Source organism: Geodermatophilus sp. Leaf369, from assembly GCF_001424455.1.
Classification (GTDB): domain Bacteria; phylum Actinomycetota; class Actinomycetes; order Mycobacteriales; family Geodermatophilaceae; genus Klenkia.
Window position 1 is genome coordinate 261378 of record NZ_LMQA01000002.1, and the last position, 26592, is coordinate 287969.

The window sequence follows — 26592 nt, forward strand, 5'->3', positions numbered from 1 at the left end:
CGGGAGGAGGAGGACCCACCGGCGTTCACCCGAACGGGTGACCGGCGCCCCCCGGGGGGCTCAGTGGGCGAACGGGGTCAGGTCGGGACGACGCAGCCCGTGCCCGGTGGCCTGCTCGAAGGCGTGGCCGACCTCGAGCACCCGCCGGTCGGCGCGCGGTGCGGCGATCACCTGGAGCCCGACGGGCAGGCCGTCGGGGGTGAACCCGCCCGGGACGCTCAGCGCCGGGCAGCCGGTGGCGCTGATCAGCGTGCAGGAGCGCATCCAGCCCAGGTAGTCCTCGAACTCCACGCCGGCGACCGACGTCGGGTACTCCTGCTCGACCGGGAAGGGCAGCACCTGGGTGACCGGGGCCAGCAGCACGTCGTAGCGGGTGAAGAACTCGACCACCCGCTCGTACAGCTTCGTGTGCGCCACCTCGGCCCGGCCGACGTCGGCCCCCGTGAGGGCGGCCCCGACCGAGGCGTTCCACTTGATGGTGTCCTTGACCTGGTCGGGGGCACGCCGCACGGCGTCGCCGAAGGAGGCCTCGAACAGCCAGGCCCGCAGCACCCCGAACGCCTCGTCGGCGCCCGTCAGGTCGGGGCAGTCCTCCTCGACGGTGGCCCCGAGGTCGCGGAAGACGCCCAGCTGGGCCATCAGCACCTCGGTGATCGCCGGGTCGACCGGCACCCGGCCCCCCAGGTCGGGCGTCCAGGCGATCCGCAGCCCGGTCAGCTCGGTGGGCAGCGGGGCGGCGAAGGCCGCGGCCGGGTCGGTCAGCGAGATCGGCACCCGCGGGTCGGCGCCGGCCAGCACCGACAGCCCCAGCGCGACGTCGCCCACGGTGCGGGCCATCGGGCCCTGCACCGACAACTGCGACCAGCCGATCGCGGTGGGGTGCGAGGGCACCCGACCCGGGGTGGGCCGCAGGCCGACGACGTTGCCGAACGCGGCCGGGTTGCGCAGCGAGCCGCCCATGTCGCTGCCCTCGGCCAGCGGCACGAAGCCCGCGGCCAGCGCGGCGGCGGCCCCGCCGGAGGACCCTCCGGCGGACAGTCCCCGCCGGTAGGGGTTGTGGGTGGCGCCGAAGAGGGTGTTGAAGGTGTGCGACCCGGCCGCGAACTCCGGCACGTTGGTCTTGCCGACCCGGATCGCCCCGGCCGCCTTCAGCCGGGCGACCACCAGCTCGTCCCGGGCCGGCACGGTGTCCCGGTGCAGCGGGGAGCCCCACGTCGTCCGCATGCCGCCGGTCTGGTGGGTGTCCTTGTGCGCGACCGGGACACCGTGCAGCGGGCCGACCACCTCGCCGCGGGCCAGCACGGCATCGGCCTCGTCGGCGGCGGCGCGGGCGGCCTCGTCGTCCCGGGTGACGATCGCGTTGACGCCGTCCGGGCCGTCGTAGCGGTCGATCCGGGCGAGGTGGGCCTCGAGCAGCTCGCGGGCGCTGACCTCCCGGTCCCGGACCAGCGCGGCCAGCTCGGTGGCGGGACGGGTGCACAGCTCGTCGGTCACCCGGCGACCGTAGCGGCTGAAGTGCCTCAGCGGTGAGAGACTTCTCCGATGACCGTGCGCCCTGCCACCGAGGCCGACGCCACCGCCATCAGTGCCGTCTACGACCACCACGTGCTGCACTCGGTGGCCACGTTCGACGTCGTCCCCCCGACGGCTGCCGACCGGTTGCTCTGGCTGGCCCAGCACACCGGGGGCCGCCATCAGGCGCTGGTCGCCGAGGTCAAGGGCGCGGTCGTCGGGTTCGCGTCCAGCAGCTCGTTCCGTCCCCGGGCTGCCTACGACACCACGGTGGAGAGCAGCGTCTACCTGGCCCCGGACGCCGTGGGCCGGGGGCTGGGCCGGGCGCTGTACGCCGAGCTGTTCACCCGGCTCGCCGCCGAGGACGTGCACCGGGTGCTGGCCGTCGTCGCCCAGCCGAACCCGGCGTCGGAGGCACTGCACCGGTCGTTCGGCTTCCAGCACGTCGGCACGTTCAGCGAGACCGGCCGGAAGTTCGGCCGCTACGTCGACATCGCCTGGTTCGAGAGGGCACTGTGACGCAGCTCCCCACATGCATCGTGTGCAATCCATCCGTCCCCGGGTAGGTGGGGTGGGCGCTGCTGGGTCCCCGGATCCCGGCGCTCCCCCGTACTGAGAACCGAGGAGACACACGTGCCCACCACCGTGACCGCCCGGTCCACCGCCTCTGCCCACGGCTCGTTCGAGCGCACCACCATCGAGCGCCGCGACGTCCGCCCGAACGACGTCCGCATCGAGATCGCCTTCGCCGGCATCTGCCACTCCGACATCCACACCGCGCGCGACGAGTGGGGTGCCGCGAACTACCCGCTGGTGCCCGGCCACGAGATCGCCGGCACGGTGGCCGAGGTCGGCGCCGAGGTCACCAAGTACAAGGTCGGCGACCGGGTCGGCGTCGGCTGCTTCATCGACTCCTGCCGCGAGTGCGAGAACTGCAAGGCCGGCGAGGAGCAGTACTGCCTCAAGGGCGAGACCGGCACCTACGGCGGCATGCAGGACGGCAAGCCCACCGACGGTGGCTACTCCGAGCAGATCGTCGTCGACGAGAACTACGTGCTCGGCATCCCCGAGGGCATCTCCCTCGAGCAGGCCGCGCCGCTGCTGTGCGCCGGCATCACGCTGTACTCCCCGCTCAAGCACTGGGGTGCGGGCCCCGGCAAGAAGGTCGCCATCGTCGGCCTCGGCGGGCTCGGCCACATGGGCGTCAAGATCGCGGCTGCCCTGGGCGCCGAGGTCACCGTGCTGTCCCAGTCGCTGAAGAAGCAGGAGGACGGGCTGCGCTTCGGGGCCGAGCACTACTACGCCACCAGCGAGCCGGAGACCTTCGAGAAGCTGGCCGGTCAGTTCGACCTGATCGTGAACACCGTCTCGGCCACCCTGGACCTCGACGCCTACCTGGGCATGCTCCGGGTCAACGGCACCCTGGTCGAGGTCGGCGCCCCCGAGCAGCCGATGACCGAGGCCGCGTTCTCGCTCATCACCAACCGCCGCTCGCTCGCCGGCTCCAAGATCGGTGGCATCCGCGAGACCCAGGAGATGCTGGACTTCTGCGCCGAGCACCACCTGGGCGCCGAGGTCGAGGTCATCGGCGGCGACGAGATCGACGAGGCCTACGAGCGCGTCGTCGGCTCCGACGTCCGCTACCGCTTCGTGATCGACACCGCGCGGCTCTGATCGACTAGGCGGGGACGACCAGCACGAGGTCGTCCCCGCCGTCGTGTTCCACGTGCAACCCGGCGCGGCGCAGCAGCGCGCGCAGCCGGACGACGTCGCCCGGCTCCGCGCTCGTGAGCGCCAGGAGCCGGGCGATCCGGCCCTTGTGGGCCTTGTTGAAGTGGCTCACCACCGAGCGCGTCCCGTCGGCCCGCTCGCTCAGCACGGTCACGGTGACCGCCCCCGCGACCGGAGCCAGGTCGGCGTAGCCGCCTGACCGCAGGTCCACCACGAGCTCGCCGGTGCCGGCCAGCACCGGGCCCAGCACCGGCTTCCAGAGTGCGCGCAGGGTGGGCGTCCCGGGCAGCTGCGACCCGGCCGAGAGCCGGTAGGCCGGGATCGGCTCCCCGCCGTGGACCAGCCCGAACAGCGCCGAGCCCACCGCCAGCCGCCGGTCGGCCCTCGCCCGCTGTCCTCGGGTCAGCGACCGGACGTCGAGGGCGTCGTAGAGGACCCCGGTGTACCGGTCCAGCGCGGGCATCGTCGCTGCGCTGCGGACGACGGCGTTGCGGGCGATCTCGGCGTCCTGCCGGGCGCTCACGCCGAGCGCTGCCCGGGACGCCGGGACGTCGGCAGCCAGCGTCTCGATCCGGGTCAGCAGCTGCTCGCGCACCGGGTCCAGCTCGGGGTGGCTCAGTGCGGCCAGGTCGAGCGGGGGGCCGTCCCCACCGGGGTGCTTGGTCTCCGACGGGGGCAGCAGCACGAGCACGAGGAGCCAGGTTACGGCTCGGCGGACACCCCCAGCAGCGCCCGGGTGACGCCCTGCGTGCTGTCCAGCAGGTCGGCCAGCGCGCGGCGCAGGTGCACCCCGGTGACCGCGCCGCCGGGTGCACCCTCGAGCAGGGCCTCCAGCACCGTGCGCCGGACCAGCTCCTTGATGAAGGAGGCGGTCACGCCCTCGGTGCCGGCGACCACCGCGTCGACGTCGACGGGGCCGGCCTGCAGCCCCGAGCCGCGGCTGTAGACCGCCAGCAGCCGGCGCCGGGCGTCGTCGTCCGGCAGGCCGATCTCGACCGCGACGTCGACCCGGCCGGGCCGGGCGGCCAGTGCGTGCTCCAGGGCCTCGGCGCGGTTGGTGGTCAGCAGGAAGAGCAGGTCGGCGTCGCTGGCCGCCCCGTCCATGGCGTCCAGCAGCTCGAACAGCACCGGCTGCGGGCCCATCTGGTGTCCGCGGTCCTCGGCGACCAGGTCGACGTCCTCCAGCACGACGACGGCCGGCTCGAGGTCCCGGGCCAGCTGGGTCACCGTGCCGACGAGGTGCAGCGAGCGCCCGGACAGCAGCAGCACCGTGGCACCCGGCACGTGCTGCACGACGTAGCGGGTGGTGTGCGTCTTGCCGGTGCCGGGCGGGCCGTAGAGCAGCAGGCCGCGCTTGAGGTGCTGGCCGGCGGCCCGCAGTGCCTCGCGCTGCGTGGCGATGCCGATGCTGTGCCGCTCGACCCGCTCCAGGACGGCGTCGGGCAGCACGACGTCGGCGCGCTCGGTGCGGGGCAGCACCGGGAAGTCGACGACGAACCCGCCCATCGCCGGACGGAGCTCGAGCACCTGGCCGCGGTAGACGTTGCGCTCGCTGCGCAGTGCGTCGAGCTCACCGAGCACCTGCTGGGCGGTCTCGGCGGGCAGGCCCGCGACCTCCACGGTCAGCGTGGGCTCCTGGTGCCGCTCGGGTCCGCGGACCAGGACCACGTGGTCGCCCCGGTGGTCCCGGACCAGCAGTGCGGCGGTGCGCCAGACGCCGGTGGTGCGGCCCGGGCCCGAGGGCAAGTCGACGAGCTCGGGCACCCCGGGGCGCAGGTACGGCAGGTTCTCCCCGGTGAGCAGCTGACCGAGGTCGGGGCTCTGGTGGTGCAGCGGCACCGACCAGCCGAGGACCTCGACGCTGCGGCCCTCGGCCTGCACCCAGGCCTCCAGGGCCAGCTGCAGGTTGACCTGCTCGAAGGGCGGCAGCTCCCGGGCCACGACGGGCGGGCGGGTCTCCTCGTCGGCGCTGCGGCCGAGGTGGGCCAGCAGCCGTCCGGTGACCGCGCCGTCACGGCGGCTGCTGCCGGTCTCGTGCACCCAGGTCAGGAACTCCTGGACCTGCCGGGCGAAGGCGGGGACGTCGAACGGACGGTCGGGCAGCGGTGCAGTGGTCATCCCCGGCCACGCTAGCGGCCCCGGACCGTTCCGTCACCGGAGTTCTCGCAGGTCAGGTCCAGTACAGGAACCGGGCCCCGGGGAGTCGGGCGTCCACGGCGTCGGTGAACCAGGTGCGCAGCTCGGCCATGACGTCCTTGGGGTAGACGTGCTTGACGGCGCCGAACTTGCCGCGCTTCTGGGTGCGCAGGTCCTCGTCCATCTCGAGCCTGGTGCGCGGGTACCAGTCGGTGAGCGTGGCCTTGGAGTTCGGGGTGAACCGGTGGGTGATGCACTCGACGGTCAGGTCGGCGCCCCGCGGCAGGACGGCGGCCACGGCGTCGAACAGCTCGCCGTACTCGGTGCGCCAGTCCCCCACCGGCATGATCGGCGCGACGGTGAGGCCCACCGGGTAGCCGGCCTCGGCGACCCGGCCCAGTGCGGCGATCCGGGCGGGCACCGGTGAGGTGGCGCCCTCGAACCGGCGGGCGACGGTGGCGGCGTTGACCGAGAAGCGCAGCCGGGTGCGGCCGTGGTGCGGGAGGTCCAGCAGTGGGCCGACGTCGTCGAACTTGGTGGTGGCGCGCAGCTGGGCCGGCCCGCTCCAGGCGTGCGTGCCGAAGTGCTCGATCGCCGTGGCCAGCCCGCCGGTGAGGTGCTCGATGGCCAGCGGGTCGGTGTAGCAGGAGGCCTCGAACGTCGTCCCCTCGTGACCGCGCTCGAGGGTGCCGGAGGTGACCTCGCCGCGGCCGACGTAGCCGTCGAGCGAGGCGAGGACGTCGGGCAGGTCGGCGAACACCCGGGTGATGGGCGGGCCGGTGAGCGAGCCGGCCAGGTAGCAGTACTGGCAGTGCGCGGGGCAGCCCTCGGCGAGGTCGAAGCGCCAGTCCGCGGACGGCGGGATGGGCTGCAGCTTCCGCTTGGAGGGCGCGCCCACCACGACGGCCATCGTGTCCTTGGCGGCCATGAACGCGGCCCGGTCGCCGTCCCCCCGCAGGTTGGGCAGCCGGTCCCCGGAGAGCACCTGGACGTCGGGCACCCCGGCGGCGCGGACCCGCTCCAGCACCTGCTGGCCGTACGGGAGGGCGGCGGCGGAGCGGGTCACGAACACACGGGAGGGCGTCCACACGCGGGTGGGTGCCGGGGCTGTGGTCATCACCAGCGGAAACCCCGCTGGGTGGGGGTCTGCTTCCCTGCTAGGGGGACCGATCCGTCACGTCTGCCCGATGGGCCGCCGCAGCCGTGCTCAGCGCAGGACCTCGCGCCACAGTAGCGCCGCCCGGACGGCTCGCTCGTCGACCTGGAGCCGCGCTGGGCACTGCGACGCACCCGGTGCGGGACGAGGCTCAGCCGAGCAGCTGCGTCGTCGCGTTCGACGCGGAACCCGTGGTGGACCTTCGTGTGGTGGCGTTCGCAGAGCAGTGCCGAGTTCTCCAGCGAGGTGTCCCCGTCGTCGCGGAGCCACTCAGCAACATGGTGGACGTCGCACCAGTGGGTGGGGGCGTGGCAGCCGGCGAACACGCAGTGCCCGTCGCGTTGCTCCACGGCCCGGCGGATCTTCGGGGGCACGACACGCTTGGTGCGGCCCACGTCGAGTGGCACCCCGTCGGGGCCCATCACGATCCGGGTGACCGCGGAGTCGCAGGCGATCCACCGGGCCCTCGCCGCGGAGATGGTGGCGCCGAAGCCGGTGCTGGCGGTGTCGTGGCCCGTGGCGGGGTCCACGAGGTCTTCGAGGTCGATGGTGACCATCACCTGCGGCTTGAYSGTCCGCAGGAACGGCAGGTCCCCCGCCGCGAGGGTGTTGTCTGCCCACTGCACCAGCGCATCGGCCTGCTGCTGGGCCCGGTTCCGCAGGTCCCCGAGAGGCCTGTCGGCCTGCACCATCGACTCGATGACGCCCTGGACCTTCTCGAACCCCACGGCATCGAGGTCGAACAGCCCGGACCCGGAGCCGTCGGCATGCCGGGTCATCGTGAACCGACGCTCCTCGGTCGGGTCCGGCTCCGGGCCGTCAGGGTCCAGGGCGTTGCGGAACGCGTTCACCGCCGTCGCCAGCTTCGCGTGCGGCAGCGTNGAACCGACGCTCCTCGGTCGGGTCCGGCTCCGGGCCGTCAGGGTCCAGGGCGTTGCGGAACGCGTTCACCGCCGTCGCCAGCTTCGCGTGCGGCAGCGTCCGGGCGACCTCGGTCCAGGCCTCGTCGAAGGCGTCGAGGTCGATGTCCTGCTCGGTGGCCGCGGCGATGTCACACGGCCGCAGCGCGTCGGCCACGACACCCACCTGGGCCGCAGTCACCGAGCCCTCCGCGAACGCCGCCTCCAGCCGCGGCAGGTGCTCCAGCACGCGGCCCGCCTTCACGACCGCCGAGGCGGCACCAGCCGACCAGTGGTGGTGGCCGCGCAGGAGCGACGCCATCGTCTTCAGCCCGTCGTGCTCGGCGGCGTCGACCACGTCGGCGTGCCGCACGGTGCGGGTCAGCTCGGCGTTCAGCCGGTTGATCGACTGCACCAGCTCCGCGGTCCGGTCGACCAGCTGACCGTCGACCAGGGCATGCAGGTCGTCGGCCGAGAGGGCGTCGATGGCGGACCGCAGCTCGCTCACGACACCTCCCAGGCTGTTCGATCAGGTGTTCGAAGTCTACCGCGATGAGCGGTCTGATTACACCTGAATCCGCAGCTCAGCGGGCTGTCCACAGATCCGTGACGGCTCTTGACGGGTCGCCGTCCGGCGCTCCTGTGTCCCTGCCGACTCGAGACCTGCTCCCGCGCTCACCAGGCGACGGCGCCGCCGTCCACGAGCAGGTCGACGCCGGTCACGTAGGAGGCGGCACCGCTGAGCAGGAACACGATGGGGCCGACGAGCTCCTCGGTCTGGGCCAGGCGCTGCATCGGGATGTCCTTCTGCAGGCCCTCCACCAGCGGCCAGACCTGTGGGCTCAGTGCCATCGGGGTGGCGGTGTAGCCGGGGCTGACGGAGTTGACGCGCACGCCCTCGGTGGCCCACTCCAGCGCCAGGGACTTGGTCAGCTGCAGCACGCCGGCCTTCGAGGCGTTGTAGTGCACCTGGTCCAGGCCGCGGTTGGCGATGTGGGCCGAGACGGAGCCGATGTTGACGATGCTGCCGCCGCCGCGGGCGAGCATGGCGCGGCCCTCGGCCTGGCAGGACAGGAAGACGCCGCTGAGGTTGATGTCCAGCAGCCGCTGCCAGTCCGCGCGGGCCATGTCCTCGGCGGGGATCTGGTTGTTGATGCCGGCCGCGTTCACCGCGAGCTGCAACGGGCCGAGCGTGGACTCCACCTCGGCGACCGCCGCGGTGAGGGCGTCGCCGTCGGTCACGTCGGCGGCGACCACGTGGGCCCGCCCGCCGACCGCGGCGATCGAGTCCGCCGTCGCCTGCAGGTCCGAGCCCTCGACGTCCAGCACGCCCACGGCGGCCCCGAACTCGGCCAGACCGAGGGCAACGCGGGCCCCGATGCCGCCGGCGGCGCCTGTCACGAGAGCGACCTGACCGGCGAGGGAGAAGGAGTTGACGTCCACGATGACCTCCGGGGGGATCCGACTGAGGCCGCGGACGCTACACCCGGCTCAACGCCCCTGTTGACTGGTCAGTCGGCCAGTTCGACGACCACCGGGGCGTGGTCGCTGGCGCCCTTCCCCTTGCGCTCCTGGCGGTCGATCGAGGCCCCGGTGACCCGGGCGGCCAGCGCCGGGGAGCACAGCGCGAAGTCGATCCGCATGCCCTCCCGGCGGGGGAAGCGCAGCTGCGTGTAGTCCCAGTACGTGTACTCGCCGGGGGTGTACGGCCGGACGACGTCGGCGTACCCGGCGTCGACGATCGCGGCGAAGGCCGCCCGCTCGGGCGGGGAGACGTGGGTGGAGTGGGCGAAGACGCCGATGTCCCACACGTCGTCGTCCTGCGGGGCGATGTTCCAGTCCCCCACCAGCGCCACCTGCGCGTCGGGGTCGGTGGCCAGCCAGCCCGCGGCATCGGCCCGCAGTGCCTCGAGCCACTTGAGCTTGTAGGCCAGGTGCGGGTCGCCCAGCTGCCGACCGTTGGGCACGTAGAGGGAGAGCACCCGCACCCCGCCGCAGGTGGCCCCGATCGCGCGGGCCTCCTGGGCGGGCTCCACGCCCTCCTTCGACGACCAGGACGGCACACCCTCGAACCCGACCCGCACGTCGTCCAGCCCCACCCGGGACAGCAGCGCCACGCCGTTCCACTGGTTCAGCCCGACGTGCGCGACCTCGTAGCCCAGCGCCTCGAACGCCGCCGAGGGGAACTGGTCGTCCCGGCACTTGGTCTCCTGCAACGCCAGGACGTCGACGTCGCTGCGCTCGAGGAACCCCACCACCCGGTCGACACGGGTGCGGATCGAGTTCACGTTCCAGGTCGCCAGGCGCACCCCCCGACCCTAGAGAAGGACCTGCCTCCTCCCCACGACGGGCTCCGCCTGCCGCGGGCCCCTGGAGGCAGGCCTCGTCAGGCCTGGGCGAGGGGCGCGATCTGGCTGTCCTGCCGCGCCTGCAGCCGGTCGCGCATCCGCTGCCGGGACTCCACGAACTTGGTGGCCTGGGCGTCGAGACCGCTCATGAACAGCGCCAGCTCCTCGCGGGCCTTCTCGCCCTCGGGGCCGAAGCCGGAGCGCTCGAAGACCTTCCAGTGCCGCAGGATCGGGGCGACGACGTCGTCGTGGTGCAAGCGCAGGTCGTAGATGCCGGCCTTGGCGATGATGGTGGAGTTCTTCCGGAAGCCGGCCATCGTGGCACCGGGCATCTCGAAGTTGATCACCTCGTTCGCGATCGCCCGCATGGTCTCGTCGGGGGCGATGTCCAGCGCCGCACCGACGATGTTCCGGTAGAAGACCATGTGCAGGTTCTCGTCCTTGGCGATCCGGGCGAGCATCTGGTCGGCGATCGGGTCGCCGGTGGCCTTGCCGGTGTTGCGGTGGCTGACGCGCGTCGCCAGCTCCTGGAAGGACACGTACGCGACGGCCTCCAGCGGCGTCTTGTCCCCCGAGTCGTAGCCGGAGGTCATGTAGTCCATCCGGGCGCGCTCGAGCTCGACCGGGTCGACCCCGCGGGTGACGACGAGGTAGTCGCGGATGGCGATGCCGTGCCGGTTCTCCTCGGCGGTCCAGCGGCCGACCCAGGTGCCCCAGGCGCCGTCCCGGCTGAACCGGGTCGCGATCTCGCGGTGGTAGCTGGGGAGGTTGTCCTCGGTGAGCAGGTTGGTGATCATCGCGGCCTTGGCGGTCTCGTCCAGCCGCGACTGCTCCGGCGCCCAGTCCTCCCCACCGAGGAAGGCGAAGTCCCGGCCCTCGGACCACGGCACGTAGTCGTGCGGGTGCCACTCCTGGGCCATCTTCTCGTGCCGGTTGAGGTTCTCCTCGACGACCGGCTCCAGCTCCTGCAGCAGGGCGGCAGTGGTGGGTGTCTCGGGCACGGTGCACCTCCGGGGTGGGGCTGTCTGGGTCGAACCTACGCGGATCGACGGCCCTGCCCGGGGGTTCCCCGCAGCGAGCGTGCTCACGCCTGTGCCACTCTGTTGCCTGATGTTCGCAACAAGCACCCCCACCGCCGTCCGGGTCCGCGCCGCCGTCCCGACCGACGTCGACGCCGTCCGCACCCTGATGTACCGGGTGCTCGCCGAGGACCTCGGCTACGGGTTCCGCCCCGAGTGGCACGCCGACGTCGCCGATCCCGCCACCGCCTACCTGCACACCCCGGGTCAGGCGCTCTTCGTGGCCGAGGACGGCGACGGCACGCTGCTGGGCACCACGGCGGTCAAGGCGGGCGGACCGCGCTCCCCCCAGGTGCTCGTGGACCTGTACGCCGGGCGGTCCGTGGCTCAGCTGGCCCGGGTCTGGGTGCTCGCCGAACACCGTCGGCGGGGTGCCGCCCGGGCCCTCGTCGTCGCGGCGGCGCGCTGGGCGGTGACCGACGGCGGCTGGTCGACCGTCTGCCTGCACACCGACACCGCCGTCGCCGGGGCGGAGGCCTTCTGGCGGTCGATGCCGGTGCGCGAGGTGCTCGACGAGCGACACGCCGGGGCCGAGCTGCAGACCGTCCACTTCGAGCTCGACGTCGAGGCGCTCGGCGGTCCCGCCTGACCCGGGAGGGTGGTGCGCGGCAGGGTGCACCCCAGGTCACAGGTGTCGATGCGATCATGACGCCGTGACGAGTCGGGTGGGTCGGGCGTGAGCACCCGCGACGACCAGCCCGACGACCGGACCGCGCGCATCTCCCCGGACGACCTGGACCGGATGCGGCCCCCTCCGCCGGTGCCCACCCGACCTCCCGGGTCCACCCCGTCGGTCGAGGGCCCCGACACCGCGCCCGGACGACGCAGCCGCCGGGCCGACCGCTCCGCCGACCCGCAGGCCGCCGCCCGCGCCCGCGCCGCCGCCGGCCTGACCCCCGAGGCCGGTCCGCCCGCGGAGCAGGCCCCTCCCCCGCCGAGCCCGGACGCCGACCGCACGGACCGCACCGGCCGGGCCGGCTCCTGGTCGCCGCAGCCCCGTGACCGGGACGCCGTGGACGAGCTCGGCGACGAGCCGGACGACCACCACGACCGGGACGAGCGCAGCGGGTCGCGCACCCGCACCGCCTCCACCTTCGGCCGGGCCGCCGGCCTGACCGTCCTGGGCGCCCTGGTGCCGGGCAGCGCACTGCTCGCCGCCGGGTGGAAGAAGTCCGGCGCCGTCGTCCTCACCGTGTTCGTGCTGCTGCTCGCCGGGCTGCTGTGGCTGGCCACCGCCGGGCAGCGCACCGCCGTCCGGGCCGCTGTCGACCCGGGCCTGCTGCTCGGGGTGATGATCGGCGTCGGCGTGCTGGCCGCGCTCTGGATCGCCGTGGTGGTGCTGGGCTACCGGCTGCTGCTCCCCCGGCGCACCGACCGGGTCCGGCAGGGCGTCGGCGCGGCCCTGGTCCTGCTGCTGGCCGCGGCCGTCGCGGTGCCCGCGGTGACCGTCGTCCAGCTCGCCGGTGCCCAGCGCGACCTGGTCGACACCGTCTTCGCCGACGGCGAGAGCGCCACGGTGGTCGAGCCGGCCGACCCGGTGAACCCGTTCGGCGACCAGGAGCGGGTCAACGTCCTGCTGCTCGGCGGTGACGGCGGGGACGGCCGCGAGGGCGTGCGCACCGACACCGTGATCGTGGCCAGCATCGAGACGGCCACCGGCGCGACGACGCTGTTCAGCCTGCCGCGCAACCTCGAGGACCTGCCCTTCCCGGCCGACAGCCCGCTGGGTGAGCTGTTCCCCGACGGCTTCGACGCGGGCAGCGAGAGCGAGAGCCTGCTCAACGCGGTCTACCGCAACGGCCCCGCGCTCTACCCCGACGCGCTCGGCGTCCCCAGCGACAACCCCGGCGCCGACTGGCTGAAGCTGGGCGTCGGCGAGGCCCTGGGCCTGCCCATCGACTTCTACGTGCTGGTCAACCTCGACGGGTTCAGCCAGCTGGTCGACGCCCTGGGCGGCATCACCGTCAACGTCAACTACTACGTGCCGGTCGGCGGCGAGCCGAGCCTGGGCATCCTGCCCGACAGCTACATCGCCCCCGGGCCGGACCAGACGATGAGCGGTCCGCGCGCCCTGGACTACGCCCGCGGCCGGTTCGGCCTCTCGGACTACCAGCGGATGGACCGCCAGCGCTGCGTGCTGGACGCGATCGTGGCCCGGGCAGACCCGGTCACCCTGCTCACCCGCTACCAGCAGCTGGCGGCGACGACCTCCGACATCGTCAGCACCGACATCCCGCAGAGCGTGCTCGACGACTTCGTCGACCTGGCCTTCCTGGTCAAGGACGCCGGCATCCGGTCGGTGGTCTTCGACGACACCGTGATCAGCCCGGCCTACCCGGACTACGACGCCATCCGGCTGCTCGTCCAGCAGGCCCTGGGCACCGCACCGGCACCCGGCCCCGCGCCGACGACGGCACCGGGGACGACGACCTCGGCACCGCCGACGTCGGCCGCGCCGACCGAGGAGGCGCCGGTGGACGACGTCAGCGACGCGTGCGCCTACGACCCGGCGGCCGCGCAGGCCGCGCTGGACGCCGGGGAGCCCCCGACCCGCAACGGCTGAACCCGGCGTCGCCGGCCGATCACCACTGGTGACGGCCCCCCGGGACGGTCACGCACCGTGCAGGGACCTGTGCCACGGTCGCGACGGGACGCCCCACCGTCCCGGTGCCGAGCCGTGAGGACCGACCGCGATGACCGCCGACCAGGACCACGCAGGACTGCCCAGGCCGATCGACCCGGCCGACCTGCCCACCCGCCGGGAGCGGCGGCTGGCCGCACGCGCCGCGGGACGGGTGGACGCCCGGGGGCCACGGACCGGGGAGTTCGCGCTCACCGACGCGGCACTGGCCGCGCGGGACGCCGCGGGACTGACCGCGGACCTGACCACCACCGGCCGGTGGCGCTGGCTCCAGCGGGAGGCGCAGGCCGGACGACCGGCCGTGCCCGCCCCGCGGTCGGCGGACACCGCTGCCGCGCCCGCAGGGCGGCACCGGACGGACTGAGCGGGGCTCAGGCCTCGATCTGCTGGCCCTCGCGGATGGCCCGGACCAGGCCGTCGACCGCGGGGTCGCCGACGAGCAGGTCGTAGGCGACGACGGGGCGGTCGCCGGCGGCCAGCCGGACGCGCTCGGCGAGCTTGCCGTGGGTCAGGACGACGTCGGCGTCGGCCGGCAAGGCGTCGACCGGGCTGTGCGAGACGACCACGCGGGGGGACAGGTGCTTGCGCAGCTGGGAGCTCATCAGCACGCTGCTCGCCATCCCGGCGTCACAGGCGATGACCAGCTTGCGGACGGCGGCGCCGTCGATGCTCGGCATGAGGGGTGCGAACTCCAAGATCAAAGAAAGTGTTAACGCTCACACTACCCGGTCGTCATGACGACCTGACGCCCAGCCCGACCAGTCCGGGTGAGCTGAACACCCCGCGGGGGTCCCACCGGTCGAACAGCGCACGGGCCTCGGCCAGCCGCGGCACCACCCGCTCCAGCTCGGCCGCGCCCAGGTGGTGCGCCTTGCCCCAGTGCGGGCGGGCGCCGAACTCGCGCAGCGCGTCCTCGACCAGCGGCAGCGCGTCGTCCCGGGCGGCGGCCGTCTTGCGCCAGGTGAAGTGCACCGCCAGGGAGTCCCGGCCGTGCGCGGCCGACAGCCACAGCTCGTCGCCGGCCACGGTGCGCAGCTCGCTGACCACCAGGTGCTCGCGGATCCGGTCGCCGAGCGCGGCGACGGCGCCGATCGCGGCGCCCGCGTCTGCCCGGTCGACGAAGAACTCGGACTGGATCTCGTCGCCGTTGCTGGGCGTGGCGTCGTGCCGGAAGTGCGGCAGCCGCTCGTGCCACGGCCCCGGTGCACCGCCCTGCTCGGTCACGTTGCCCTGGATCTCGTCGGTGATGCCGTCCCGGGAGACCGGGTCGCGCCGGGCGCCGAGCAGGGTGTCGGGGACGTCCGCGGGCAGCCGGGTCTTCACCCACGCGTCGGCCCGGCCGTCCCAGCGGGTGAAGACGCTGACGCTGGTGCCCGCACCGGTCACCGCCGCCGGGTCCTCGACCACCGCGGCCAGCGACAGGTCGCGGTAGACGTCCTGGCGCACCTCGTAGGTCGGCTGGGTCTCCAGCACGAGCCGGACGACGACGCCCACCGAGCCCAGCGCGACCAGCAGGCCGGCCCCGTCGGCGTCGTCCCGGCGGACCGTGCGCAGCTCGCCGTCGGCGTCCACCAGCTCGACCTCCCGGACGGCGGTGGCCAGCACGCCGAGGGTGTCCCCCGACCCGTGTGTGCCGGTGGCCACCGCCCCGCCCACCGAGATGTGCGGCAGCGAGCCCAGGTTGTGCAGGCCCCGGCCGTGCCGGTGCAGCTCGCGGGCCAGCGCGCCGTACGTCGTCCCGGCGGTGACCGAGACGGTGCCGTCGTCACGGACCTGCACGTCGTCGGGCAGCGCGGTCAGGTCCAGCAGGACGCCCGGGCTCTCGGCCAGGCCGTTGAACGTGTGCCGGGTGCCCAGCGCGCGCACGTGGGTGGCCTCCCGGACCGCCGTCCGCACCGCCTCGACGTCGGTGGGCCGGACCACCGGGGCCCGGAAGACGTACGTGCCTGCCCAGTCGGTCTCCACGGCACCGACGGTAGGCGAGGGGTCGCCCTGGTGTCCGACGGCGTCGGACTGGCAGGGTGCGCCCATGACAGCCCCGACGTCGCGGCCCACCTCCCTGCACGTCAAGCCCGGGACGGAGTGGTCCTCGGTCCTGGGCCGCGCCGCCGCCCGCACGCCCGAGGCCTTCGGTGCCGACCGGCTGCACAACCTGGTCGGCGGCACGTGGCGGCCGATCGGGGACCCCGAGCCGCTGCTGTCCCCCGTCGACGGGTCGCGGCTGACCGGGTTGCCCCGGGTGTCGGCCGGTGAGGCCCAGCACGCGGTGCTCGCCTCGGCCGCCGCGCACCGGGAGTGGGCGCAGACCCCCGTGGCGGAGCGGAAGGCCCGGGTGAGCGCGGCGGTGGAGGCGATGGCCGACGCCCGGGACGACCTGGCGCTGCTGCTGGCCTGGGAGATCGGCAAGCCCTGGAAGCTGGCCTGCGCCGACGTCGACCGGGCCCTGGACGGCGTCCGCTGGTACGTCGAGGAGATCGACGCGATGCTGGGCGACCGCACCCCGCTGGACGGCCCGGTCTCCAACATCGCGAGCTGGAACTACCCGATGTCGGTGCTGGTGCACGCCGAGCTGGTGCAGCTGCTGGCCGGCAACGCGGTCATCGCGAAGACCCCGTCCCAGGGCGGGGCGACCTGCCTGACCCTCGCCCACGCGCTGATGGCCCGCGAGGGCCTGCCGGTCACGCTGCTGTCCGGCGGCGGCGCCGAGCTGTCCAGCGTGCTCGTGCGCTCCCCGGAGATCGGTGCGCTGGCCTTCGTCGGCGGCCGGTCGAACGGCGGCAAGGTGGCCGCGGGGCTGTTGGACACCGGTAAGCGGCACATGCTCGAGCAGGAGGGGCTCAACGCCTGGGGCATCTGGGAGTTCTCCGACTGGGACGGCCTGGCTGCGCACCTGAAGAAGGGCTTCGAGTACGGCAAGCAGCGCTGCACCGCTTACCCGCGCTACGTCGTCCAGCGCGAGCTCGTCGACCGGTTCCTGGCCACCTACCTGCCGGTCGTGCAGTCGCTGCGGTTCGGGCACCCGCTGGCCGTGGAGCACGACGACGACGAGCTGCCGGTGCTGGACTTCGGCCCGGTGATCAGCGCCGGCAAGGCCACCGAGCTGCGCGACCGGGTCGCAGACAGCCTGCACCGGGGCGCCGTCCCGCTCTGGCGCGGGTCCCTGGCCGACGGCCGGTTCATCACCGGCCAGGACACCTCGGCCTACGTGGCTCCCGCGGCGCTGCTGTCCCCCGGCGGCGCGAGCGCGCTGATGCACTCCGAGCCCTTCGGGCCGGTGGACACCATCGTCGTGGTCGACAGCGAGGCCGAGCTGCTGGCCCAGATGAACGCCTCCAACGGTGCGCTGGTCGCCTCGATCGCCTGCGACGACGAGACCCTCGCCCGCCGCCTGGCCCGGGAGGTGCAGGCGTTCAAGGTCGGCATCAACGCGCCCCGCTCCCGCGGCGACCGCCAGGAGGCGTTCGGCGGCCGCGGCGCCTCCTGGCTGGGTTGCTTCGTCGGCGGCGAGCTGCTGGTCCAGGCCGTCACCCAGGGCCCGGAGAACGAGCTCCTCTACGGCAACTTCCCGGAGCACTCCCGGTACCCCGCCTCGATCTGAGCGCCCCGCGGGGGCGCTCACCGGTCGGTGCGGCCCCGCACCTGCGCGTAGCGCTCCCGCACCGCCGGCGTCGGCTCGGCCTCGACCAGCCGGGTCCCGGCGGCGGCCCAGTCGGGGAGCTGCCCGGTCAGCGCCCACGCGGCCTGCCGGGCGGCGCCGTCGGCGACGGCCTCCCCCGGCTCGGGCACGAGCACCGGTCGGCCGAACACCGCGGGCGCGATCTCCTGCACCGCCCGGGAGCGTGCTCCCCCACCGACCAGCAGCACCCGCTCCACCGCGGCGCCCTGACCGGCCAGTGCCTCGATCCCGTCGGCGAGTCCGCAGAGCAGGCCCTCCACGGCGGCCCGCGCCCAGTGCGCCGGGGTGGAGGTGCGCAGCGTCAGACCGTGCACCGAGCCGGTGGCGTGCGGCAGGTCCGGCGTCCGTTCCCCCTCCAGGTAGGGCACCAGCACCAGCCCGTCGGCGCCGGCCGGGGCCTGCAGCGCCAGCTCGGCGAGCTCGTCCAGCGACACGCGCAGCATCGCGGCCGCAGCGTCCAGCACCCGGGCCGCGTTCAGCGTGCAGACCAGCGGCAGGTGCCGCCCGGTCGCGTCGGCGAACCCGGCCACGATGCCGCTGGGGTCGGCCGCCGCGGCGTCGGACACCGCCGAGACCACCCCCGACGTCCCGATCGAGACGACGACGTCGCCCGCGCGGGCGCCCAGGCCCAGCGCCGCGGCCGCGTTGTCCCCGGCCCCGGCGCCCAGGGCCACTCCCCCGTGCCGGCCGACCACCTCGGCCGGGCCGGCCACCCGCGGCAGCACCGGCGTCCGCCCGCGCAGCGCCCGGGCCAGCAGGTCGGTGCGGTACTCCCCCGTCGCCGCCGACCAGTACCCGGTGCCGCTGGCGTCCGAGCGGTCGGTGGTGAGCGTCTCCAGCCCGGCCGCGCCGGCCAACCGCCAGGTCAGCCAGTCGTGGGGCAGGCAGACGGCGGCCGTGCGGTCGGCGTTCGCGGGCTCGGCGTCGGCCAGCCAGCGCAGCTTGCTCACCGTGAACGAGGCCACCGGGACCACGCCGACGGCGTCGGCCCAGGCCTGGCCGCCGTCCAGCTCGGTGACCAGGTCGGCCGCGGCGTCGGCGGAGCGGACGTCGTTCCACAGCAGGGCCGGGCGGACCACCTCACCGGTCTCGTCCAGGCAGACCATCCCGTGCTGCTGCCCGCCCACGCTCAGCGCCTCGACGTCGTCCAGTCCGCCCGCTGCGGCCAGCGCCTCGTGCAGCGCCGTCTCCCAGGCCCGCGGGTCGACCTCGGTGCCGGCGGGGTGCGCCGCCCGGCCCTCGCGCACCAGGTCCCCGGTGTCGGCGTCGCGGACGACGACCTTGCAGGCCTGGGTCGAGCTGTCGACGCCGGCGACGAGCGGCACGGGGACCTCCTGGGTTGACGGACGAGCGTGACGCAGACAATAGTGCAGCGACCGAACGAATGGTGATCCCGGGAACCGCGGTTCCTGGGCCAGGGGGTGTGGTGCAGACGCAGGGACAGGTGCGCCGCGCCAACCTCGCCGCCGTGCTCGACCGCCTGCGCGCCGACGGCCCGCGCAGCCGTGCCCGGCTGGCCACCGAGACCGGGCTGACCAAGGCCACCGTCTCCAGCCTGGTCGGCGAGCTGGTCGAGCGCGGGCTGGCCGCGGAGGGCGAGCTGCAGCGTCCGGGCTCGGTCGGGCGGCCCGGCACGCTCGTGGAGCTCGACGGGCGCGGGGTCTGCGGCCTCGGCGTCGAGGTCAACGTGGACTACCTCGCCGTCCTGGCCCTCGACCCGACCGGCGCCGTCCGCTGGCAGAGCCGGCTGGCCCTCGACGTCCCGGCCCTGGACCCCGCCGACGTGCTGGCCCGGGCCTCGGTGATGGTGGCCGAGGCGCAGGCGGACCAGGACGCGACCGCGGTCGGGATCACCGTGGCCGTCCCCGGCCAGGTGCAGGGCACCGTCGTGGCGGCCGCCCCCAACCTGCCCCGGTGGGTCGGCGTGGACGTCGCCGCCGGGTTCGCTGCGTGGGAGCTGCCGGTCACCGTCGCCAACGACGCCGACCTGTCCGCACTGGCCGAGACCGCCGTCGGCCCGCACGCCGGGGTGCCCGACCTGGTCTACCTGACCGGTGAGGTCGGCGTCGGCGGTGGCGTGGTCACCGGCGGGCGGCTGCTGCGCGGCTCGACCGGACTGGCCGGCGAGGTCGGCCACCTCGCGCTCACCCCCGGAGACGCGCCCTGTGGCTGCGGCCGGACCGGGTGCTGGGAGACCGTCGTCGGCCTGGCCGCGCTGCTGCGCGCCGCCGCCGACCCCGGCGACCCGTTGCGCGACGCCGGCCGCGACCTCGAGGACCGCCTCGCCGAGCTGCTCGCCCGCGCCCGGGCCGGCGACGCCCGCACGCTCGCGGCGCTGGCCGACATCGGCACCGGGCTCGGGGTGGGCGCGGCCGTGCTGGTCGCCCTGCTCGACCCGGCCGTCGTCGTCCTCGGGGGGTACTTCGCCGTCCTCGGCGAGTTCCTGCTCGTGCCCCTGACCGCCGCGCTGGCCCAGCGCGTGCCCGGGCCCTCCCGGGTGGCGCTGTCCACGCTCGGCTTCACCGCCGCCGTCCGGGGTGGCGCGCACGTCGCGCTGCAGCCGGTGTTCTCCGATCCCACGACCGTCCCCGTCCGCACAGCCCAGGAGGCCCACGCATGACCCGCACCCCCACCCCCGCCGACCGCTTCTCCTTCGGTCTGTGGACCGTCGGCTGGCAGGGCGTCGACGTCTTCGGTGGCGCCGTCCGCCCGCCGATGGACCCGGTCGAGGCCGTGCACCGCCTCGCCGAGCTCGGCGCCGCCGCCGTCACCTTCCACGACGACGACCTGGTCCCCGACGACGCGACCCGCGACGCGGTGCTGGCCCGCTTCAAGGACGCCCTGACCGAGACCGGCATGGGCGTGGAGATGGCCACCACGAACCTGTTCGGGCACGCCGTGTTCAAGGACGGCGCCTTCACCAGCAACGACCGCGAGGTCCGCCGCTACGCCCTGGCCAAGGCCGCCCGCAACATCGACCTGGCCGCCGAGCTGGGTGCCACCACCTACGTGTTCTGGGGTGGCCGCGAGGGCGCCGAGTCCGGTGCCGCCAAGGACATCGGCGCCGCCCTCGAGCGCTACAAGGAGGGCATGGACACCCTCTGCGCGTACGCGATCGAGCAGGGCTACGACATGCGCTTCGCGATCGAGCCCAAGCCGAACGAGCCCCGCGGGGACATCCTGCTGCCCACGATCGGCCACGCGCTGGCGCTGATCAACGAGCTGGACCACAGCGAGATGGTCGGGCTGAACCCCGAGGTCGGGCACGAGGAGATGGCCGGGCTGAACTTCGCCGCCGGCATCAGCCAGGCCATGTGGCACGGCAAGCTCTTCCACGTCGACCTCAACGGCCAGCACGGCCCGCGGTACGACCAGGACCTGCGCTTCGGCGCGGGCAACCTGCGGGGGGCGTTCTGGACCGTCGACGCCCTGGAGCAGGGTGGCTACGACGGCTACCTGCACTTCGACTTCAAGCCCCCGCGCACCGAGGACGCCGACGGCGTCTGGGAGTCCGCCCGCGGCTGCATGGCCAACTACCTGGCGCTGAAGGAGAAGGCCGCGGCGTTCCGGGCCGACCCCGAGGTGCAGGAGGCACTGGCCGCCTCCCGCGTCGCCGAGCTGTCGCAGTCCACGCTGGCTGCGGGGGAGACCCTGGCGACCGTTCGCGCGGAGTCCTTCGACGTCGAGGCGATGGCCGCCCGCGGCTGCCACTTCGAGCGCCTGGACCAGCTCGCCATGGACCACCTCCTCGGCGTCCGCTGACCGTCTTGTGGAGTGCCACGGCGCGGTCCCCGCGTCCGTGGCACTCCATAAGGTGGGGCCATGACGACCCCACCCACCCGCAACGCCCGTCGTGAGCGCCTGATCGGGTACTTCCTGCTCGGGGTGGCAGTCGTGCTGGCGCTCTCCAGCCCCACCTGGTTCGGCAGCGACCGCAGCGCCGTCGGCGTCGCCCAGCTCGTCGTCGCAATCGTCGCCGCCGGCGTCGGCGGCTTCCTGGTCAAGCGCTCCCGGGTGGCGTGATCAGCGACAACCTCGTTTACCGCCCGGTGTGACGGGCACCACCTCGGCCGTGGACGCCGGCCGACCGGTCGTCGCCGCGTGACGATGGGGGCTCCCGTGGAGATCGACCGCACCAAGCTCAGCCAGCTGCTGCACACCCAGGGCGACAACGACACCGCCGACCGGCTGGACGCCGCCGGGCTCCCCGACACGCTGGACACCGACCGGGACGGCGACGCCCTGGCCGGGATCGGACTGGACCAGCAGACCCTGCTGGGCCACCTCGCCGGCGGCGCCATCGGCGGCAACCTGGCGATGTAGGCCCGTCCTCCGCCACCAGCGTGCGTCCTCCGCCACCGACGTCGGTGGCGCAGGACGCACGCCGGTCGTCGGAGCTGATCGACGCCGGGAGCGGGGTGGGTCAGCCGGCGTAGGGGCGTTCCCGGGCGAGCTCCTCGCGGGCGACCGAGCGGATGTGCACCGCGTCGGGGCCGTCGACGATGCGCAGGGTGCGGGCGTGGGCGTAGAACTCCGCGAGCGGGGTGTCGTCGCTGACGCCGGCGCCGCCGTGCAGCTGGATGGCCCGGTCGATGACGGCCAGGCACACCTCGGGGGCGCTGACCTTGATCGCAGCGATCTCGGTGCGGGCGCCCTTGGCCCCGAACTTGTCGATGAGATCGGCGGTCTTCAGGACCAGCAGCCGGGCCTGGTCGATCTCGATGCGGGAGCGGGCGATGTCGGCGCGCACGGTGCCCTGCTCGGCCAGCGGCTTGCCGAACGCGACCCGCTCGTTGGCCCGCTTCACCATCAGCGCCAGCGCCCGCTCGGCCATGCCGATCGCGCGCATGCAGTGGTGGATGCGGCCGGGGCCCAGCCGGGCCTGGGCGATCATGAAGCCGTCGCCCTCGCCGGAGAGGATGTTGGACACCGGCACCCGGACGTCGGTGAACTGCAGCTCCGAGTGCCCGTGCTGGTCCTGGTAGCCGAAGACCGGCAGGTGCCGGACGATCACCAGCCCCGGGGTGTCGCGGGGCACCAGGATCATCGACTGCTGCTGGTGCGGGGGGCCGTCGGGGTCGGTCTTGCCCATCACGATGAACACGGCACAGCGCTCGTCGGCCGAGCCGGTGATCCACCACTTGCGGCCGTTGATCACGTACTCGTCGCCGTCGCGGACGATCGAGGTCTGGATGTTGCGGGCGTCGGAGGACGCGACGTCGGGCTCGGTCATCGCGAAGCCCGAGCGGATCTCCCCGGCCAGCAGCGGCTCGAGCCACTGCTGCTTGTGCTCGGGGGTGCCGAACAGCATCAGGGTCTCCATGTTGCCGGTGTCCGGCGCCCCGCAGTTGATCGCCTCGGGGGCCAGCACCGGCGACCAGCCGGTGATCTCGGCGACCGAGGCGTACTCCAGGTTGGTCAGCCCGGCGAGCTCGTGGTGGAAGAGGTTCCACAGCCCGCGCTTCTTCGCCTCGGCCTTGAGCTCCTCGATCACCGGGGGCAGGGCGTGGTCGTCGTGGCCGCGCTCGCGGCGCCAGGCGTGGTAGGTCGCCTCGGCGGGGAAGACGTGCTCGCGCATGAAGTCCCACATCCGGCCGGTGACGTCCTCGGCGGTGGCGGAGAGAGCGAAGTCCATGGTCGGACGGTATCCGCACGGTGACGGGGGTCGCAGCCGGGTCGGTCCTCAGGCCGACGGATCCAGGTAGCCGTCCTCCCGGGCGCGCCGGTAGAGGTCCAGCCGGGTGTGCGCCGGCCGCCCGACGGCGGCGTACTTCTCCTTGATCCGCCGCAGGTGCGTCTTCAGCGTCTCCGGACGCATGTCCAGTCCACGGGCGACGGTGGGCAGCTTGGTGGCGCTGCTGGTGTAGCCGACCAGCACGTCCTGCTGGCGGGGGGAGAGGTCGGGCCGGCGACCGGCCAGCTCGGCCACCGCCCGGCGCAGCTCGTCGTCGAGGACGTGCCCGCCGGCCGCGACCGCGGTGACGGCCTCCCGGACGACGGCGGGCCCCACCCCGGGTGGCAGGTGCCCGGCCGCCCCGGCCCGCACCGCCTCGGTGACCCGCCGCAGGTCGCCGTCGAGGCTGAAGACCAGCACCCCGACACCGGTGGCGACCAGCGCGGCGACGTTGTCCGCGGGGTGCGACCGGTCGGCGAGCAGCAGGTCCAGCAGGACGACGTCGACGGGCGGCCCCTCCGGCCGAGCGCTCAGCAGCTGCGCCACCGTGGTCGCCTCGGCGACCACGGTCGTCGCACCCGAGCCGGGGCCGTCCTCCAGCCAGGCGGTCATCCCGGCTGCGACCACGCCGTGGTCGCTGACCACCGCCACCCGGACGTCCTCCGTCGTCTGCCGTGCTGGCTGCACCCGTCCCACCCCCGTCCGGCCCGTGGGCCGTCCCTGCCCAGGACCGGTCACCTGGCAGGGGTACAGCGTCGGGGCGCCGCCTGCGCCGGCCATGCTGCTGACCAGCGCATTCGCGGTTCTGCGCCGTTCTGCGCGCGGCCGGTCAGCGACAGACCGGGACGTCGAAGTCGGTGTTGTGCAGGGTCTCCCCGCCCGGCACGTCGCCGTTCATGAACGAGTTGGACGGCGACCACCGACCGGCCCACTCCTCGCTGTCGACCAGGTACCAGAACCCGTCGGGCACCACGCTGGGCAGGACCGGGGAGTAGTACCGGCAGCGGACGACCACCGTGGTGTCGGCCGGGATGCCCAGGGCGTTGTCGGTGAGGGCGCGGGGGTCGGAGAAGGTGTTCGCGCCGATGCTCCCGGTGGTCTCCTCGTAGAGCCGGCCGTCGCCCTGGCTGGGCAGCACGCCGACGACGGGGACCGCGGTCGGGGCCGGTTCGACCTGGGCGGCCTGTACCGGGTCGACCGCCGGGTCGCCGGTGGCGACGGCCAGCGTCACGGGCACGGTCACGGCCGCGGTGAGCACCACGATCGCGGCCGCACCACCGACCAGGGCCAGCGGTGTCCAGCGGGACCGCGAGGGGACCGGTGGCTGCTCCGGGGCGGGCGGGACGGCGGCAGGGACGGCGGCCGGGGTGCGGTCCGGGCCGCAGGACTCCACGAGCCGGGGAGCGCCGGCCGCAGCGGGGTAGCCCTCGGCGTGGGCCCGGGCCCACGCGTCGAGGTCCCGCACGGCCCCGGTCACGGCGGCCCGCGGGTAGGTGCCGCGCACCCAGTTGTCCAGGGTGCGCACGCTGACCCGGTTGCCGGTGGCGCGGGCGAGGGACTCCTTGCCGCCGGCGCGGTCGACCAGCCACACCACCTGCCGGACGAACGGGTCGTCGCCGTGCCCCGCGTCGACCTGCTGCTGTTCCCCGCGCGTCATGCCACCCCGCCCCGTCGGCGCCCCCTGCGCCGGTGCGCAGATGGTGGCCCACGCCCGGGCCGCGCGGGGCCCTTTCCGGCGCGGGTCGGTGCCGGTGCCCCACGGCGTGTCCGGGTGGCCACGGACCGTGAGGTCGGGACCGTTCCCACGCCCCGCTCGGCACGCACGGTGACGACCGGGGCTGTACCACCTGCGGGGGACTACCGGAGTCCGACGGTCTCGCGGACGCTCAGCGCCGGCGGACGACCGTGGGTCGGGGGACCTGGTCGGCCGTCGTCCCGGGAGGGTCGGGGGACCGCCCCGGGACGGGCCCGGATCCGGCGCGGCACCGCGGTGCGCGCCGGGTCCGGCTGCCCGGGGTTCAGGCCGCGCGCAGCCGCAGCAGCTGGTGGTCGCGCACCGCGGCGGTCGCCAGGGTGCGGTACCCGGCCTGCTCGAACAGGACGACGATCCGGTCGCCCTCCTCGCGCATCACCACGCCGGGACCCCACTCGCTGTGCTCCACCGCGCTGTCCACGGGGAAGTCGCCGTCCCGGGCCGGGGGCGGGACGGCGGCCGCCGAGCCCGACCGGCAGGTGTCGCAGTTCCCGCACGGCTCGGCGAGCTCCTCACCGAAGTAGCCCAGCAGGTGCTGACGGCGGCAGCCGGTGGTGTCGGCCAACCCGCGCATCATCTCCACCCGGGAGGCGTCCACCCGCTGGTGGTGCTCGGCGGCCTGCCGGGCCGCGGTGGCCGCGGCGCCGGGTGCCGGGCCGTCGGGGGCCGGGGTGACCGTGCCGTCGTCGGCGAGCACGACCGCGCCCACCTGCTCGAGCAGGTTCAGGTCGCGGGTGACCGGGCTGGCTCCCCGGTGGGTCTCCTCGCGCAGGGCCGCGACGTCGACCTGCACCCCGGCGGCGGCACCGGCCCGCACCAGGCCGGCCACGTGCTGCAGGTCCTCCTCGGCGGGCACGCCGGCGGCGAAGAACCGGCGCAGCCCGAGGTCCTCCTGGCGGAAGAACAGCACGGCGACGGCGGGCTCGCCGTCCCGGCCGGCCCGGCCGATCTCCTGGTACCAGCTGTCCACCGAGTCGGCGGGCTCGGCGTGCAGCACGAACCGGACGTCGGGCTTGTCGATGCCCATCCCGAACGCCGTGGTGGCCACGACGACGTCCAGCTCGTCGGCCATGAACGCCCGCTGCACGTCCTCGCGCTCGGCCTTGCGCAGCCCCGCGTGGTAGCTCCGGCACCGCAGACCCCGCTCGACCAGGGCCTCGGCGAGCTCGACGGTGCCGGCCCGGGTGGCGCTGTAGACGATGCCGACCCCGCGCCCGGCCTCGACGACGGCCCGGTCGAGCAGCGCGGCGGTCTTGCGGTCGGCGTCGGCGTGGTGCTCGACCTCGATGGCGATCTCCGGACGGTCGAACCCGGCCACCACGACGGCCGGGTCGCTCATCCGCAGCCGCTCGACGATCTCGCTGCGCACCGGGGGAGAGGCGGTGGCGGTCAACGCCAGCACGGTGGGGGAGCCCAGCTGCTCGACCACGGCACCCACCCGCAGGTAGTCGGGCCGGAAGTCGTGGCCCCACGCCGACACGCAGTGCGCCTCGTCGACGACGAGCAGCGCCGGCGCGGTGGCCGCCAGCGCCGCCACGACCTGGGCGCGGGAGAGCTGCTCGGGGGCGAGGAAGAGGAAGCGGACCGTCCCGTCACGCAGACCGTCCAGGGCGGCCTGCTGGTCGGCTGCCGACTCGGCGGAGTTCAGCAGGGCGGCAGTGAGCCCGAGGGCCTGCAGGCGCTGGACCTGGTCGCGCTGGAGGGCGATCAGCGGCGAGACGACGACCACCGGTCCGTCCAGCAGCTCCCCGGCCACCGTGTAGACCAGCGACTTGCCCGCCCCGCTGGGCAGCACGGCCAGGGTGTCCCGGCCGGCGCAGACCGCCTGCAGGGCCTCCTCCTGACCCGGCCGGAAGGCGAGGGGGTCGACGGCGAGCAGTTCACGGGCGCTCTGCCGGATCCGCCGGGTGCGGACCGAGGCGGTGGCCCCGGCGGTGGGGCGGTCGGCGGTCCGGCTGGAGGAAACGACGCTGGCGCTGGTCACCCG

The 26592-nt window shown here is 74.4% G+C and carries 25 protein-coding genes and 1 pseudogene; 10 read left to right on the plus strand and 16 right to left on the minus strand.

What is annotated here, in order from left to right:
* Positions 1-60: 60 nt before the first annotated feature.
* On the minus strand, positions 61-1494 hold the full coding sequence (locus ASG36_RS10050) for an amidase (RefSeq protein WP_055763402.1): 1434 nt from the start codon (positions 1492-1494) through the stop codon (positions 61-63).
* A gap of 48 nt (positions 1495-1542) precedes the next feature.
* Between ASG36_RS10050 and ASG36_RS10055 the strand changes: the two genes are divergently transcribed.
* Both ASG36_RS10055 and ASG36_RS10060 read left to right on the plus strand, forming a co-directional pair.
* Positions 1543-2031 carry a GNAT family N-acetyltransferase gene (locus ASG36_RS10055; protein ID WP_055763404.1) on the plus strand — a complete coding sequence of 163 codons (489 nt, stop codon included), beginning with the start codon at positions 1543-1545 and terminating at the stop codon, positions 2029-2031.
* 114 nt (positions 2032-2145) lie between these two features.
* On the plus strand, positions 2146-3186 hold the full coding sequence (locus ASG36_RS10060; RefSeq protein WP_055763406.1) for an NAD(P)-dependent alcohol dehydrogenase: 1041 nt from the start codon (positions 2146-2148) through the stop codon (positions 3184-3186).
* 4 nt (positions 3187-3190) lie between these two features.
* On the opposite strand, the gene yaaA is transcribed toward ASG36_RS10060, so the two are convergent.
* The 8 genes and pseudogenes from yaaA to ASG36_RS10100 all read right to left on the minus strand — a co-directional run bounded on the left by yaaA (position 3191) and on the right by ASG36_RS10100 (position 10783).
* Positions 3191-3934, minus strand: a complete 744-nt coding sequence (gene yaaA, locus ASG36_RS10065) for a peroxide stress protein YaaA (RefSeq protein WP_055763408.1) — start codon at positions 3932-3934, stop codon at positions 3191-3193.
* A gap of 11 nt (positions 3935-3945) precedes the next feature.
* Positions 3946-5361, minus strand: coding sequence for an ATP-binding protein (locus ASG36_RS10070; protein ID WP_055763410.1), 1416 nt, complete (start codon positions 5359-5361; stop codon positions 3946-3948).
* 52 nt (positions 5362-5413) lie between these two features.
* Positions 5414-6496, minus strand: coding sequence for a spore photoproduct lyase family protein (locus ASG36_RS10075; RefSeq protein ID WP_055764904.1), 1083 nt, complete (start codon positions 6494-6496; stop codon positions 5414-5416).
* The coding region (locus tag ASG36_RS22615; protein ID WP_235494822.1) for an HNH endonuclease signature motif containing protein at positions 6496-7416 on the minus strand (921 nt) is incomplete at its 5' end. The genes ASG36_RS10075 and ASG36_RS22615, both read right to left, overlap by 1 nt.
* Position 7417: 1 nt before the next feature.
* Positions 7418-7942: pseudogene (locus tag ASG36_RS22620) on the minus strand (DUF222 domain-containing protein); the annotation flags it as partial.
* A 167-nt stretch (positions 7943-8109) separates the two neighbouring features.
* Entirely contained in the window at positions 8110-8877 is a 768-nt protein-coding gene (locus tag ASG36_RS10090) for an SDR family oxidoreductase (RefSeq protein ID WP_082522995.1), read from the minus strand.
* Between the two features lie 68 nt (positions 8878-8945).
* On the minus strand, positions 8946-9743 hold the full coding sequence (locus ASG36_RS10095) for an exodeoxyribonuclease III (RefSeq protein WP_055763418.1): 798 nt from the start codon (positions 9741-9743) through the stop codon (positions 8946-8948).
* 77 nt (positions 9744-9820) lie between these two features.
* Positions 9821-10783, minus strand: a complete 963-nt coding sequence (locus ASG36_RS10100; protein WP_055763420.1) for an acyl-ACP desaturase — start codon at positions 10781-10783, stop codon at positions 9821-9823.
* 109 nt (positions 10784-10892) lie between these two features.
* On the opposite strand from ASG36_RS10100, the gene ASG36_RS10105 reads away from it, so the two are divergent.
* The 3 genes from ASG36_RS10105 (at position 10893) to ASG36_RS10115 (ending at position 13866) form a co-directional block, all read left to right on the plus strand.
* The gene (locus ASG36_RS10105) at positions 10893-11450 is read left to right on the plus strand and encodes a GNAT family N-acetyltransferase (RefSeq protein WP_055763422.1); all 558 of its coding nucleotides are present in this window, start codon (positions 10893-10895) and stop codon (positions 11448-11450) included.
* Positions 11451-11537: 87 nt separating this feature from the next.
* On the plus strand, positions 11538-13424 hold the full coding sequence (locus ASG36_RS10110; RefSeq protein ID WP_055763424.1) for an LCP family protein: 1887 nt from the start codon (positions 11538-11540) through the stop codon (positions 13422-13424).
* Between the two features lie 130 nt (positions 13425-13554).
* Positions 13555-13866 (plus strand): hypothetical protein, encoded by a 312-nt coding sequence (locus ASG36_RS10115; RefSeq protein WP_055763426.1) that lies wholly within the window; start codon positions 13555-13557, stop codon positions 13864-13866.
* Positions 13867-13873: 7 nt separating this feature from the next.
* Here ASG36_RS10115 and ASG36_RS10120 read toward each other — a convergent pair whose 3' ends face one another.
* Together ASG36_RS10120 and ASG36_RS10125 are read right to left on the minus strand one after the other, a co-directional pair.
* Positions 13874-14197, minus strand: coding sequence for a hypothetical protein (locus tag ASG36_RS10120; protein WP_200944427.1), 324 nt, complete (start codon positions 14195-14197; stop codon positions 13874-13876).
* A 37-nt stretch (positions 14198-14234) separates the two neighbouring features.
* Positions 14235-15467: an FAD-binding protein gene (locus ASG36_RS10125; RefSeq protein WP_055764909.1), complete on the minus strand. Its 1233-nt coding sequence runs from the start codon at positions 15465-15467 to the stop codon at positions 14235-14237.
* A 64-nt stretch (positions 15468-15531) separates the two neighbouring features.
* Between ASG36_RS10125 and ASG36_RS10130 the strand changes: the two genes are divergently transcribed.
* On the plus strand, positions 15532-17100 hold the full coding sequence (locus tag ASG36_RS10130) for an aldehyde dehydrogenase family protein (protein ID WP_055763427.1): 1569 nt from the start codon (positions 15532-15534) through the stop codon (positions 17098-17100).
* Between the two features lie 17 nt (positions 17101-17117).
* Here the strand turns inward: ASG36_RS10130 and xylB are convergent, their stop codons facing one another.
* Positions 17118-18503, minus strand: coding sequence for a xylulokinase (gene xylB / locus ASG36_RS10135; RefSeq protein WP_055763429.1), 1386 nt, complete (start codon positions 18501-18503; stop codon positions 17118-17120).
* 101 nt (positions 18504-18604) lie between these two features.
* Between xylB and ASG36_RS10140 the strand changes: the two genes are divergently transcribed.
* The 4 genes from ASG36_RS10140 to ASG36_RS10155 all read left to right on the plus strand — a co-directional run bounded on the left by ASG36_RS10140 (position 18605) and on the right by ASG36_RS10155 (position 21501).
* The gene (locus tag ASG36_RS10140; protein WP_235494824.1) at positions 18605-19798 is read left to right on the plus strand and encodes an ROK family transcriptional regulator; all 1194 of its coding nucleotides are present in this window, start codon (positions 18605-18607) and stop codon (positions 19796-19798) included.
* Positions 19795-20940, plus strand: coding sequence for a xylose isomerase (xylA, locus tag ASG36_RS10145; RefSeq protein WP_055763433.1), 1146 nt, complete (start codon positions 19795-19797; stop codon positions 20938-20940). Before ASG36_RS10140 ends, xylA begins: the two co-directional genes overlap by 4 nt.
* A 60-nt stretch (positions 20941-21000) precedes the next feature.
* The gene (locus ASG36_RS10150; RefSeq protein ID WP_055763435.1) at positions 21001-21201 is read left to right on the plus strand and encodes a hypothetical protein; all 201 of its coding nucleotides are present in this window, start codon (positions 21001-21003) and stop codon (positions 21199-21201) included.
* A 96-nt stretch (positions 21202-21297) separates the two neighbouring features.
* Positions 21298-21501: a hypothetical protein gene (locus tag ASG36_RS10155; RefSeq protein ID WP_055763437.1), complete on the plus strand. Its 204-nt coding sequence runs from the start codon at positions 21298-21300 to the stop codon at positions 21499-21501.
* A gap of 100 nt (positions 21502-21601) precedes the next feature.
* On the opposite strand, the gene ASG36_RS10160 is transcribed toward ASG36_RS10155, so the two are convergent.
* From ASG36_RS10160 to ASG36_RS10175, 4 genes are all read right to left on the minus strand, one after another.
* On the minus strand, positions 21602-22813 hold the full coding sequence (locus ASG36_RS10160) for an acyl-CoA dehydrogenase family protein (RefSeq protein WP_055763439.1): 1212 nt from the start codon (positions 22811-22813) through the stop codon (positions 21602-21604).
* A gap of 48 nt (positions 22814-22861) precedes the next feature.
* Positions 22862-23539, minus strand: a complete 678-nt coding sequence (locus ASG36_RS10165) for a response regulator (RefSeq protein WP_157498754.1) — start codon at positions 23537-23539, stop codon at positions 22862-22864.
* Positions 23540-23681: 142 nt separating this feature from the next.
* A complete protein-coding gene (locus ASG36_RS21915) occupies positions 23682-24509 on the minus strand; it encodes a hypothetical protein (RefSeq protein WP_055763442.1) in 828 nt (275 codons plus the stop codon).
* A 361-nt stretch (positions 24510-24870) separates the two neighbouring features.
* Entirely contained in the window at positions 24871-26589 is a 1719-nt protein-coding gene (locus ASG36_RS10175; protein WP_082522998.1) for an ATP-dependent DNA helicase RecQ, read from the minus strand.
* Positions 26590-26592: the final 3 nt, after the last annotated feature.